General features: G+C 53.5%; 12 protein-coding genes. 6 read left to right on the forward strand and 6 right to left on the reverse strand.

Going from position 1 to position 12,761, the window contains the following annotated elements; translation table 11 throughout:
- Positions 1–40 precede the first annotated feature (40 nt).
- Positions 41–397, reverse strand: a complete 357-nt coding sequence (locus ACYVC2_RS06845; RefSeq protein ID WP_461101560.1) for a hypothetical protein — start codon at positions 395–397, stop codon at positions 41–43.
- A gap of 309 nt (positions 398–706) precedes the next feature.
- Between ACYVC2_RS06845 and ACYVC2_RS06850 the strand changes: the two genes are divergently transcribed.
- Positions 707–2,611, forward strand: coding sequence for a S9 family peptidase (locus ACYVC2_RS06850; protein ID WP_461101561.1), 1,905 nt, complete (start codon positions 707–709; stop codon positions 2,609–2,611).
- A gap of 57 nt (positions 2,612–2,668) precedes the next feature.
- Here the strand turns inward: ACYVC2_RS06850 and ACYVC2_RS06855 are convergent, their stop codons facing one another.
- A complete protein-coding gene (locus tag ACYVC2_RS06855; protein ID WP_461101562.1) occupies positions 2,669–4,114 on the reverse strand; it encodes a serine hydrolase domain-containing protein in 1,446 nt (481 codons plus the stop codon).
- Positions 4,115–4,278: 164 nt separating this feature from the next.
- Here ACYVC2_RS06855 and ACYVC2_RS06860 point away from each other — a divergent pair, with 164 nt between their 5' ends.
- Positions 4,279–4,701, forward strand: a complete 423-nt coding sequence (locus tag ACYVC2_RS06860) for an EamA family transporter (RefSeq protein WP_461101563.1) — start codon at positions 4,279–4,281, stop codon at positions 4,699–4,701.
- Between the two features lie 106 nt (positions 4,702–4,807).
- Positions 4,808–5,194 (forward strand): hypothetical protein, encoded by a 387-nt coding sequence (locus ACYVC2_RS06865; RefSeq protein ID WP_461101564.1) that lies wholly within the window; start codon positions 4,808–4,810, stop codon positions 5,192–5,194.
- A 29-nt stretch (positions 5,195–5,223) separates the two neighbouring features.
- On the opposite strand, the gene ACYVC2_RS06870 is transcribed toward ACYVC2_RS06865, so the two are convergent.
- Positions 5,224–6,498 (reverse strand): M20/M25/M40 family metallo-hydrolase, encoded by a 1,275-nt coding sequence (locus tag ACYVC2_RS06870; protein WP_461102304.1) that lies wholly within the window; start codon positions 6,496–6,498, stop codon positions 5,224–5,226.
- A 479-nt stretch (positions 6,499–6,977) separates the two neighbouring features.
- Here ACYVC2_RS06870 and ACYVC2_RS06875 point away from each other — a divergent pair, with 479 nt between their 5' ends.
- Genes ACYVC2_RS06875 through ACYVC2_RS06885 form a run of 3 tightly spaced genes read left to right on the forward strand, consistent with a single transcriptional unit; the run spans position 6,978 to position 10,718 of the window.
- Positions 6,978–8,744, forward strand: coding sequence for a sensor histidine kinase (locus ACYVC2_RS06875; RefSeq protein ID WP_461101565.1), 1,767 nt, complete (start codon positions 6,978–6,980; stop codon positions 8,742–8,744).
- 31 nt (positions 8,745–8,775) lie between these two features.
- Positions 8,776–9,534 (forward strand): response regulator, encoded by a 759-nt coding sequence (locus tag ACYVC2_RS06880; RefSeq protein ID WP_461101566.1) that lies wholly within the window; start codon positions 8,776–8,778, stop codon positions 9,532–9,534.
- 41 nt (positions 9,535–9,575) lie between these two features.
- Entirely contained in the window at positions 9,576–10,718 is a 1,143-nt protein-coding gene (locus tag ACYVC2_RS06885; RefSeq protein ID WP_461101567.1) for an amidohydrolase, read from the forward strand.
- Positions 10,719–10,809: 91 nt separating this feature from the next.
- On the opposite strand, the gene ACYVC2_RS06890 is transcribed toward ACYVC2_RS06885, so the two are convergent.
- From ACYVC2_RS06890 to ACYVC2_RS06900, 3 genes are all read right to left on the reverse strand, one after another.
- The gene (locus ACYVC2_RS06890) at positions 10,810–11,244 is read right to left on the reverse strand and encodes a MarR family winged helix-turn-helix transcriptional regulator (RefSeq protein WP_461101568.1); all 435 of its coding nucleotides are present in this window, start codon (positions 11,242–11,244) and stop codon (positions 10,810–10,812) included.
- 133 nt (positions 11,245–11,377) lie between these two features.
- Entirely contained in the window at positions 11,378–11,794 is a 417-nt protein-coding gene (locus ACYVC2_RS06895) for an organic hydroperoxide resistance protein (protein WP_461101569.1), read from the reverse strand.
- A gap of 272 nt (positions 11,795–12,066) precedes the next feature.
- The gene (locus ACYVC2_RS06900; RefSeq protein ID WP_461101570.1) at positions 12,067–12,573 is read right to left on the reverse strand and encodes a DUF1028 domain-containing protein; all 507 of its coding nucleotides are present in this window, start codon (positions 12,571–12,573) and stop codon (positions 12,067–12,069) included.
- Between the last annotated feature and the right edge of the window lie 188 nt (positions 12,574–12,761).

Consider the following 12,761-nt stretch of genomic DNA (forward strand, 5'->3'; position numbering starts at 1 on the left):
TGGTAAAGAAGAGGTTGTCATACACGGCCTCTGAACCAGACTAACAGGCGGGGAGTTCACTCGCTAATTTCGTTACCTGAGCTTCCAGTTTCCGAAATTCCTGGTTCAACAGCTGGCTGTGTTCTCTGAGGCTGGCCGGACCTATGCAGTCGATATCGGACTGTAACTGATGAATCAGGCCGGCCAGGATGCGGGCTAAGTCGCTTTTCAGGCGCAGCAATTCGGTTTTTCGCTTCGGAGATTGCATGGGCAGACAGTCAGACTGCCTAAGCAGAACCTCAATTTTATCATTCAGACTCGCAAAATCCATAACGGCCTGGCACCAGTTTGCCAAAGCGGGTTTGTAGGAAATAGCCTGCTTGTCTGGCTGGGTAATTTTCTTCGTAGAGGTGCGCATAAAACAGCGATCAGAAGGTGGCAAATGCTGGAGCATATTTCGTATTTTCTTACCGGTTGAGAAAACACGCGGCATGTGGACTGTACGATAGATCGGGCCATACGGTTGCGTACGACCGAGCCTGGTAAACGGGTTTGAAACGTACCCCATACTCAGGAACAGGCGAGGGCGTAATTACCTTTCGCTCAATTCATTGGCAAAACTTTGTTCCGTCTGGCTCGGTGTAAATCTAAAATACCTATTTTGTTCATGCCAACTGTCGACACCCGGTTGGCCATCCCTTACATTCTCACTAAAAACCGGTTATCCATGAAACGATTTTTCTTCCAGCCAACCCTGCTGCTGGGTATTTCAATGAGTCTGGGGGCGCTGGCAACGCCCGTGCCTAAACCTGTTGCGGTGCCTAAATACACCATCGAGCAGTTCATGAAAACCATTCGCTTTGGCGGTTCCGACATTTCGCCCGATGAAAAGACCGTGCTGTTCAGCAGTAATCAGGATGGGGTATTCAACCTCTACGAAATTCCGTTCGACGGTTCGGGGCAACCCAAACAGATAACCCACTCGAAAACGAATGCCATTTTTGTCGAGGGTTACCTGCCCGACGGGCGCATCCTCTACAGCAGCGATCAGGGTGGCAACGAATTGAGCCATATCTACCTGCGTGAAAGAGACGGGGCCGTGTCGGACCTGACGCCCTCCGAAAAAGCGAAGTTTCAGTTTGCCGGACTAAGCCATGACCGCAAAAGCTTTTTCTACCAGTCGAACCAGCGTAATAAGGCGGCTTTCGATGTATATGAAATGGACCTGGCGACTATGAAGCCCCGGCTTATTTTCGAAAATCCGGGCGGCTTTTTTCCGGGCAATATTTCCCCGGATAAACGCTATATCGCGCTCGCCAAAACCATCAGCACGACCAACGGCGATGTGTATCTGTTCGATACAAAAACAGCCGAGCCCAAACTGCTGACAAAGCACGAAGGGGAAGTCAGTAACCGACCCGCCAGTTTTACACCCGATGGGAAAAAACTACTCATCTCGACCGACGAAGGGGGCGAATATGCCTATGTGAAAGCGTATGATCTGGCAACGGGCCAAAGCACCGTACTCGATAAGGCCAACTGGGATATCTCGGCGGACTATCCGTCGTACAAAGGCCGCTACCGGGTGCTGTCGATCAACAACGATGCGCGCACCGAACTGAAAATCATCGACACCCGCACCAACCAGCCTATCAAGCTACCTGCCCTGCCCGGTGGCGACGTAACGGGGGTGAACATCACCGACAGCGAAGGCCGAATGACCTTCTACGTCAATAGCTCCAACTCGCCCGCCACGCTGTATTCCTACGATTTCAAATCCGGGAAAGTAGCCCCGCTGGTGCGCGGACTGAACCCTGAAATTAACCCAGACGATCTGGTTTCGGGCGAAGTGATCCGCTTCAAATCGTTCGACGGCATGGACATTCCGGCACTGCTGTATAAACCCAAAGACGCCAAAGCTGGCGACAAACTCCCGGCCATTCTATCGATTCACGGTGGCCCCGGCGGCCAGACCCGCCTGACGTATTCGCCACTGGTGCAGTATCTGGTCAACAACGGGTATGTGGTACTGGCCGTCAATAACCGCGGTAGCTCGGGATACGGGAAAACGTTCTATGCGGCCGATGACCGCAAGCATGGCGACGCCGACCTGAAAGACTGCGTTGAGTCGAAGAAATTCCTGGCCAGTACGGGCTACGTAGACCCTGCCAGGATCGGGATAATGGGTGGTTCCTACGGGGGCTACATGACGCTGGCGGGTCTGGCCTTTACTCCTGACGATTTTGCCGTCGGTGTCGATATTTTTGGCGTGGCCAACTGGCTCCGTACGCTCAACAGCATGCCCGAATGGTGGGGACCCCAGCGCGAAGCCATGTTTAAAGAGATCGGTCATCCCAAAACAGACTCGGTGGCGCTCTACAATAAGTCGCCGTTGTTCCACACCAGCCGGATCAAGAAACCGCTGCTGGTAATTCAGGGAGCCAATGACCCACGGGTACTGAAAATCGAGTCGGATGAGATTGTCGCGAATGTGAAGAAAAACGGCGTACCGGTCGAATACGTGACCTTTCCCGACGAGGGGCACGGGTTCGTGAAGAAAGAAAACGAAATCACTGCCTATAAAGCCGTGCGCGAGTTTCTGGATAAATACCTGAAAGGGCCGGGCCAGTAATTGATCGGGAGCCGTGTTACGGTTTCGAAACCGTAACACGGCTCCCGATTCTGATTATCAATGGAGTTTTTTGAACAACACCCCGTTGAACAGCTTTACACCAGTCACTTTATTATCGCCCTCATAAATAAACTCGGCCTGCTGGCCGTCGCGCATCATATACCGGGTCTTCGTATCCCGGATCAGCTCTTTCGTCTGGTTATCCCAACGGGAGTGAGCGGAGAGCTTACCGTCGGTGAGGGTGACGTCGAAGATATATCGGTCACGTCGGTATCGTCCCAGCATCGGTCTCGCCTGCGTGCTGTCCATCGCAACTTTTTTCAGTCGTTTGGGCTGGCTGAAATCCCAGTTATATACCGCCGAAACGCTGTTGAGTAGTTCCTGCGCCACTTCCATACCATTGTCGGAGTTCGTCATAATGACGACACCATCGCCCCGCCGGGCGTGCGCCATAAACACGCAACGGAAGCCTTCGTTTCCACCGGTATGGCTGAATATCAGCGAGTCGCCGGTCTTGCGTAGGGCAGGGCCCAACCCCATTCCGCCCAGATGCCCGGTCAGCATCTGTTGCGTCATCTGTTTGGAAATCACTTTATTCGATTTACCCTGGAGCGATTGCTGCACTTCGATGATGTAGCGGGCCAGGTCCGATGGGGTTGTCCAGAGTCCGGCCGCGGCCATTTCCGGGTAGGTATGCCACAGGCCGGCTATCGGTTGCCCATCGGCATGATAAGCCGTAGCTGCCAGCGCATCGAATTTGGCAGGTAGAGGTTGTTCGAACGTGCTGTGGTCCATGCCCAGTTTCGACAAAACCGTTTCCTGCATGAGCTGCGGGAAAGGTTTCCCGACCTGATCGATCATCGCTTTCTGCATGACTGTATAGCCTCCGCCGGAATAGCGATCGATCGTGCCGGGGACCGTGTCGGGCAAAATAGCGCGCGAATTAGCCGGATTTTCGCCTTTCAGAATCTGAACCAGCGTCGGTACCGACTTTCCTTTGGCATACCCACCGAACCCGTGAACCGTCAGACCCGCCGTGTGGGTCATTAGCCGACGCAGGGTTACTTTCTCGGTAGTAGTGAAGGCATTGTCGGGCACCTGCCAGTCTTTCAGGTATGTGTTGATGTTCGCGTCGAGGGCTAACTTTCCGGCTTCGACCCAGTGCAGAGCCGCAAAAGCGGCAACCGGTTTGCTGATGGAAGCGGCCTGAAACATCGTGTTGGCATCGACGGGGCGCTTCGCTTCTTCATCGGCCAATCCATAGCCTTTGGCCCAGTCCAGTTTTCCGTTTCGGATCACGGCAATGCTAACTCCTGGCACCTTGTAGTGCTTCATGCGGTCCTGAATCGAAAACTGCGTGGCCGAATCACCTTCGACGATCAGAATCGGCATCAGGTGGGTTTCGACCCGATGAATCATGTCGGAGGGCGTAGCCGGTGTCGACTGCGCAGTGGCAGTTAGCACGCTGAAGAAGCTGAAAAAGGCGAGAAATGTCGTGCGCATAGGCCGGACGGAGAGCATATAAATGACTTACCAGTCGGTAAAATACGGTATAACGGCCCTACATACAAAGCGTCCAATGGTCGAAAAGCCTGGATGGGCAAAACTCCGATAACTTTCGGCATCGACAGGTGGTTATAGGCAAACTCGTCTTCCCGTATTCGTCCATGTGGATCGTCTTCTCGCTTCTGGCTGCACTGTCGGCCGCCATCGTGGTTACCCTGTCGAAAGTCGGTATCAAAAACGTCGATTCCAGTCTGGCCTTTGCGATTCAGTCCGTCATGATCCTGTTTGTGTCCTGGGGCGTTGTCATCGGCCAGGGGCATCTGCCGGAGGTCGGCCGGATCGACCGGAAGGTGTGGATTTACCTCATCGTGGCGGGCATTGTCACTTGTCTGTCGTCGCTTTTCTCGTTCCGGGCGCTGAAACTGGGTGAAGCTTCCCGGACGGCTTCGCTCGACAAAGCGAGTCTGGTCTTCTCCATTATTTTTGCCATCGTCTTCCTGAAAGAAAAGGTAAACTGGCAGGTCATCGTCGGCGCTGCGCTCATGGCCGTGGGAGCGGTGATTATCGCTATTGCGCGCAAATAAATATCGTGGGTAGTACGGCGTTCGGGATGCTTCGGCACCGGTACGGGGAAGCCCCTGACAAACGATACTTTTACAGCAAATGTCAACATCGACGGATCGCAAACAGATGAAACGTATCCTATTGCTATTGACCCTCTGCTTCGGCTGGCGGGTGTGCCTGGCTCAGCAGGCCAGCACGGCCCTGACCACGGGCGACAGTGTGATGGTCACGATTTTTCTGAAGCATCAACAGGATAAAAGCCTCAAACAGATTCAGGAAATTCAGACCCAGAATAAGTTTCCGGACATGTTTCCGCCTAAAGAAGCCCGGGTCGTTTCGTGGTATGTCATGATGGGCATCGGGCAGGTCGTAACTGTTCGGATTCCGGCTAAGCACTTACGCACGCTGAATCTCAGCATCGAAAACGGTGCCTGGGGGGCTTATACGACCGAGTTTTACCCGACCTACGACTACGTTCCAATCTGGCAAAACAGCCTGAAAAACAAAAAATAAGCTGGGGCTCTGTGTTTAATCAAACGACCCTATCGCGTCAGGCGGTAAATCAGCAGAGCCGCCCGTTGGATGAGAAACGGAAATTCGCGGAGGTTCATGGTCTCTTCGATGCTGTGCGCCCCTTTTCCCGAGGCACCCAGCCCATCCACACAAGGCATGTACTGCGCCACGAAAGAAATGTCGCCGGCTCCGCGGGCACCCGGATCGAAAGCACTTACGGGACCCAGGCCCATATCGCGACTAATTTTGTCGATTTGTTGGCGAAGCGCATCGTTAGCGGCTGTCGGCTCCATGCCCGGAATACCGTCCGTAAACGAAATCGTTGCCTGCGTCAGCGGCAGGCTTTTTTCGACAATTTCCCGCATCCGGACGCGGGCCTTATCTTTCTGGCTTTCGGTTAGAAACCGTAGATCGCCTTTGACCAGCGCCGTGCCGGCCACAATATTGGTTTTCCCGACGGTTTCGGCTTTGGCGGTTTTCTCATCGTAATGCACTTCGGAGCCGCCCACGATCAGGCCGGGATTGAACGTCAGGTACTGTTCCTGGCCGAGCGTTTGCCGGAAGGCGTTCAGAATCCGGACTGCTTCGTAAATGGCCCCGTAGCCCAGGTCGCTGAAGATGCGCGAAGAATGTCCTGTACGGGCTTTCACGTTCAATGTCCAGCCACTCGATCCCCGCCGACCGGTCGTTACGCTGCTCAGGCCCTGGGCGCTTTCGAAGCCCAGCGCCAGATCACACTGCCGGGCGCGATCGATAAAATCCCGTCGGCTCTCGGGGCCTCCCGAGCTTTCTTCATCGCCCGTAAAGTACACCGTAATCGATGTGTCGTCGAGCAGTTTCTGTTCGTGCAAGGCCTTCAGGGCCGCAATAATTACCACGTCGCCCCCTTTCATGTCGTTCACGCCCTGCCCCGACGCGGTAGTATCGTTGATACGCCTGAAGGGTTCCATCGGTAAACTTTTTTCGAAGACGGTATCCAGGTGACCGATCAGAAACAGCTTTTTTCCTTTTTTACCCTGTCGGGTAGCCACCAGATGCCCCGCCCGGTTGAGTGAGTCGGGCAGGGTGACCCACTCAGTTTTGAAGCCCAGTTTGTCGAACTCGTCCGACATCAGTTTACCGACCGTGCGAACCCCTTCTTTATTGAGCGTTCCGCTGTTGATGTTGACAACTTTTTCCAGGAAGGCTTCGGTTTCGGGCAGGTGTTTTTTCACCGACGCCATAAGGCTGGATTCGGGTTTGGAGAGTGACTGAGCCGACGCGCCAGTGCTGGCGATCAGCAGAAGTAAGGCAAGTTTTCGCATAGTACGTTTCATGAATGAGGTTGTATCAGGGCTAAAGTACGGAAAGTTGGCTTCTGGTCAGCCAGCAGGAGCCCCTCTTGTGGCCGTCTGGTTGGTAGGGGATCCGTAGAATCGCTTTGCAACAAAAAATGCCACAACGTTTTGTTGTGGCATCCGAGAAGAAAGGTAGATGTGGTAGAAGAAAATTCTGCTATTGCTTCAGTAAATAAAATATGTTACCGGATCAATAGGAAGGTGCAGTCAATCGTTTAATTGTTGCCGCAAAAAAGCAATTATTTAAATAGCTCGATTCGGGAAATGTTCCAATCCCGTAAAATTCCCTACGAAAGCCGCCTTTTTTCGAACGAAGCCCGTTGGGCCGATGCCGTGGATAGCGACGAGTTCAGCAGCGGTCTACGCAGAAATAGCCTTTTTTATTGTAGTATTACATCTGTCCGACCTTTTACTTTAACCTACTAGCCTGTTCGTATCTGTTGAGTATGCGTTCTACTGGCATTCGAAAACTAGAGAGCAAACGGTTGTTGCAGGCGATAATCTTTGTTTCCAGCCTTCTGCAATCGGTTGTGATGGTTGCGCAAGCACCTCCGATCGGTAAGTTCCTGTACGAAAAGCTGGCCAACACAAAGCAGGAATACCGGGCCGCTATGGCTTCCGGCGATTCGCTGGAAGTGGCCGAGACCAGTTACCTGATGGGCAAGCGTTACAGTGCTCTGGGCGACTACGTAACGGCCCAGTCCTGGTTTATCCGGTCGCTGCGCATCCGGGAGCCACTGGGGCTATCGGAAGGCATCGGCAAGACGTATCTCCGGATGGCCGAAAATGCGATCGAACAGAAACAGTACGTCGACGCCCTGCGCCATACGCGCACAGCGATGGCTACTTTTCGGTCGATTCACTCTGCACATGGACTGATGAGTGCCTATAATCTGCTGGCTGGAGTCTATGAACTGGGCTGGAAGATGAATCGCGAAAAGCCGGGGTCGGCACCGCCCGTTTCGCTGGACAGTTCGCTCTATTACTTTCACCAGGCCGAACGGTTGGCGCTCGCTCTGAACAAGCCCTACGATATAGCCAACATCTACGCCTGTCTGGGCCGGGCGCTGGCGCACCGGGATATTCATCAGGCCATTCCGTATCTGAAAAAAGCCTATGCCATCGATATTCGGGAAAAACAGTTGTATGGGGTTATCAACCTGTCGCAGCAACTGGCGGATTGTTACCTCGGCCTCCGTCAACCGACGCTGGCCAAGAAATGGCTCGATGCGGCTACCTACGTGCGGGATACGGCCCGCTATGGCGACTACCTCCAGAATAGTCGGATCGAAGCTACCTACGCCACCTACTATCGGCAGACCGGCCAGTGGAAGCAGGCCTTCGAACATCAGGAGAAATATTTTTCGGCCCGCATCTCGGCCCTGAATGCCGACCGCGAGGGCGCCATTGCCCAGGCGGGTATGCGCTACGAAAGCGAGAAAAATGCCGCTAAACTAAAAGCCCAGCAGCAGCAACTGGCACTTCGTCAGCAGAGTTTGAGAACCCAGGAGCGACTGAACCAGGTGATCGAAATCCTGCTGGGGGTGGCCGGCATAACCTGTCTGGTGCTGTACTGGCTGTTTCGAAAATACCGGCGGATCAGCGGGCACAATGCCAAACTGGTACGCGAGCAAAACCACCGGGTGAAAAACAACCTTCAATCCATCACCAGCCTGCTGGGCATGCAATACAACCGGCTGACGGATTCGGCGGCCCGGCAGGCCGTAGAGGAAAGCTTGCTGCGGGTGGAAGCGATGGCTATCGTCCATCAGCGCTTATACGATGGTGACCGGCTGGCCGAAATCAACCTGGCCCAGTATATTCCGGAACTGGTCGGCGGGGTACTGCGGAGTTTTAATTTTGGCCATGTTCAGCCCACGTACGTGCTCTCGCCGATCTGGCTTCATGCCGATGCCGCCATCGATGTGGGGCTGCTGCTGAATGAACTGGTTACCAACGCCTGTAAATACGCTTTGCCCGCGCGGCCGGACCCGACGCTGGAAATTGGTTGCCGGGAGCAAAGTGGCCAGATTACCCTGTGGTTTGCCGACAACGGTCCTGGTTTTACCCCGGCTGGCCAACGAAACTCATTCGGTATGAAACTGATCGATATGGTTACGCAGAAGCTGAAGGGAAAAAAAAGCTTTACTATGGAAGATGGCTGCCTGTTTTCGCTGTCATTTGCGCATCAGGAATCCATCATGCTGCACTGAAACCCGGTTTTAACCCTAAACATGAAATCGAATGGAAACGCCCATACGTGTGCTGATCGTGGAAGATGACCTGTTCATGGCCACCGACATGGAAGAAAGTCTGACTCTGGCGGGTTATACAGTTTGTGGAAAAGCGGCTAATTATACCGAAGCCGTCAAGCTGATGAAGCAAAGCCTGCCGGATCTGGTAATCGTCGACATCAAACTCGACGGGCCGGCAGATGGCATCAACACCGTAAAAGAGCTGATGCGGATCAAATGGGTACCCATCATTTACCTGACGGGTAGCTCAGAACCGGAAACTTTCAACCGGGCTAAAGGGACGTTTCCTGCCGCTTTTCTGCACAAGCCCTTTCGGATCAGAGAACTGTCGGCGCAGATCGATCTGGCGATGTATAATTTTTACGCCGGCAACATCAACGGGGCGCCTGAATTGCCCGATCATACGTTTCTGCCGACGGGTAGCGGCTACATTCGGGTGATCAAGTCGGAGATTCAGTTTCTGAAAGCCGATCGGGGCAATGCCGAACTGTTTCTGACCAAGGGAGGTTTTCACCGGATTTACCCTTCCAAACCGTACCAGGCGATTGGCGTATCGCTGAATCTGGGTAAACTGGTCGCTTACCTGTCCGCCGATTTTTATCAATTGTCGCGCTCGATCGTGATCAATCTCGACTACCTGGACCGCATCGAATCGAATCGGCTGTACATCGGTTCGCACGAAATTCCGATTCCGGATGGTGCCCGCAAAGCCCTGATCGACCGGCTACAGGTGGTCAGAACCCGTTAGTGCAAAAGTTTTTGTTGCCAGCCATCTATATCCCTGAGCGTATGTTTTCCGACCAGCCCACTGATCCCTTCATCCGATTCCGACGCGACCTGCACACCTACCCCGACGTGTCGGGCCAGGAAATCCAAACCCAGCAACGAATCAAAACCTTCGTCAGTCAGTTTACCCCCGACGCAATTTGGGAAGTTGGCAGAACGGGTTTGCTGCTGCAATATGGCCAGAACACCACGGGGCCGGTTACCCTGATCCGGGCCGATATCGACGCGCTGCCGATTCAGGAGGTCAATATATTTGCTCATCGGTCGGCCATCGACGGGGTGTCGCACAAATGCGGGCACGATGGTCATGCGGCTATTCTTGCCCGGCTGGCCTCGTTACTGGCCGAAAAACCTGTGGCAAACGGGCGGGTTTATCTGGTGTTTCAGCCTGCCGAAGAAACCGGGCAGGGGGCCGAAGCAATTATGCATGACCCGCTTTTTCAGAACATCCGTCCGGATCGGGCGTTTGCCCTGCACAACATTCCGGGCTATCCGCAGGGAGTCATTCTGTGCAAACCCGGCCCGTTTACCGCTTCGGTACTGACAATGATCATCCGCTTTACGGGTTACGTGTCGCATTCGGCCGAACCCGAAAAAGGACTCAATCCGGCTTATCTGATGGCTGAGTTCATGCTGAATGCACGCTTGCTGCAACAGCCTGACCCACAGCAAGAAGACTTCGCACTGATTACCCCGGTCTATACCACGATGGGCGAAAAATCGTATGGCGTTTCAGCGGGTTACGGCGAGGTGCATCTGACACTCCGCACCCGCAACGCCCGGCGGATGGATCAACTGAAGCAGCAGATCCTGGATTTGCTGACGGTTCTGTCGGCAGACAGCGGTATTCAGATCGGAACGGCTTACACCGAATCGTTTGTCGCCAACGAGAATGATCCGGAAGCGTTTGCCCAGATCCGGGAAAGCGCGCAAACGCTCGGATACCCCTTCGTGGAGAAACAGGAACCGTTTAAGTGGGGCGAAGATTTCGGGCTCTTTACCCAGCATTTTCCTGGGGCTATGTTCGGCATTGGAAACGGAGAAGATTCGCCGGCCCTGCACAACGACGACTACGATTTCAACGACCACCTGATCGAACCGGCCGCCCGGATGTTTTTGACCCTGATTGAGATGAAGCACCGGTAGCGCGGAATTAGGCCGCGTTTTACCCTACCAGCCAGTTAAACCGGGATGAATGCGGCTTATCGTTTTCAGTCAGGGAGCCTGGCTTTCGAGGCTACACGTGGATACCTCGAATCAGTTTGTAGAGTAAGCCGTACAACTGGTGGGCTTCTTCGGTGGTAAGGCCCATATTAGTCATCAGTTGATTGACGACTTTTGGTGCTTCCGATTGCAGTTGGTTTCCCTTTGGAGTCAGCGAAATAATGACACTACGTTCGTCTTCCTGCGAGCGTACCCGATCGATGAGGCCCATTTCCTGCATCCGTTTGAGCAGCGGAGTCAGCGTGTTGGACTGCAAACGAAGTTTTTCGGACAGTACTTTGACGCTGACGGCATCCGTCTCCCACAAGACCAGCAGAACCAGGTATTGCGGATAAGTCAATCCTAACTCATCCAGAACCGGTTGATAGCATTGGGTCACGAGCCGGGAGGCCGCGTATAAAGGAAAACACAACTGGTTTTCCAGCTTCAGCAATTCGTTGGTAGTCATGGTAAAACAGTCAGGCTTGCAGTTGCCGCCCATTGGCAGGTTAGCCCGATCTTCACGAAATTACAGGCTATTCCAGGGTTTTCCTACAAAAGAGCGACCTCGCCGGAAGTCGCTCTTTGGGAACACCAGGCCGTTAGACGACTTGTAACTGAACGTCGATATTACCCCGGGTGGCATTCGAATACGGGCATACCGCATGAGCCTTCTCGACTAGCTGTTGCGCCTGCGCTTTGTCGATGCCCGGAATGGTAACGGCCAGCGCTACCTCCAGCCCAAATCCTCCCTGTCCGTTGGAAGCCAGCCCGACCGTCGCTTTCACGTGGGAAGGCTCCGAGGGCTTTACTTTGGCCTGGTTCATGACCAGATTTAAAGCACTGTCGAAACAGGCTGCGTAGCCAGCGGCAAACAGTTGTTCGGGGTTCGTGTAGCCGCCGACCCCACCCAGTTCTTTTGGGGTACGAACGTCTAGTTCCAGGATGCCATCTTCGCTTCTCACTCGTCCATTACGACCTCCCGTTACGTCGACGGTAGTCTGATACAAGGTATTCATCTTTTTAATCGTTTAAGATTATATCGTTTACGATACAAATGTAGAAAAGATAAATTTATACACCAAACGATTTGAAAAGTTTAGTGTGTGCGGCAATCCCGAAACGATCCTGTAGAATACGGCTTTCCTCAGTAGAAGAGGAGCGCGTGGATGATAGCTGCTAACAAACTGGGTATTTAGTAGGCCTGTAAATCAGAATGATGTATTGGGGGAGCGAGCTTGGTCGTTTCCTGAAATGCGGTGCTTCGCTTTCCATCGCTCATACTTTCCTCTCAATAAATAGACGGCATTCTGGCCCCCGCGCTTTTGTCCAAAGACTCCAGAAATAAAGTAGATTTGTTCGGTTTTTCATTGGGTGTCGCCATCCGAATAAAAGCACAGGTAGCTCGTTGTTCACCGCAACGCTTATCACCACCAGCCTCTGCACCTGCCTCCAGTGCCAGCATCAGGGTTTCCGGGTGTTGTACCGTAACAACCGCGTACTGTTGCTCTTCGGGAGAAAAAGCTGGGTTCCGTAATGCCTCAATAATTTCTTCAGAAGTGTGGCCCGCCCGAATCATCGCGGCCCCCTTTCGCCGGGCGTCTGCATTACTCATGGCCTGTACGATGATAGCCCCCCGGCCGGGAATCAGTTGACCAATGCTGCTGCAATTGTGGGTACAGGAAGCGCCAGCTATGCCGATTTCGCCTGTTTTCAAGTCAATGATAATGATCGACCAGGTAGCCCACGAGCAGCCCGGTATAAGAAAAAGACCAAACCAGCATAAGAAGGATTTCATAAGGTTTTATCGGCTGTTTTCACCCAGATGCCATTCGTAAGTCCGGGGTTGCAGGCCGTCGTGCTGCTAGTCGGCAGGAATAGCCTGGGACTGCAGGGATGAAACCGCGCACCCGTTTCTTTTTGTGCATAAAAGTACAGTGTTTAACCAGCCTCGGTGTTATTTTGCGGAGAAACAATCTTTCCCAC

The organism is Spirosoma koreense (assembly GCF_054777875.1).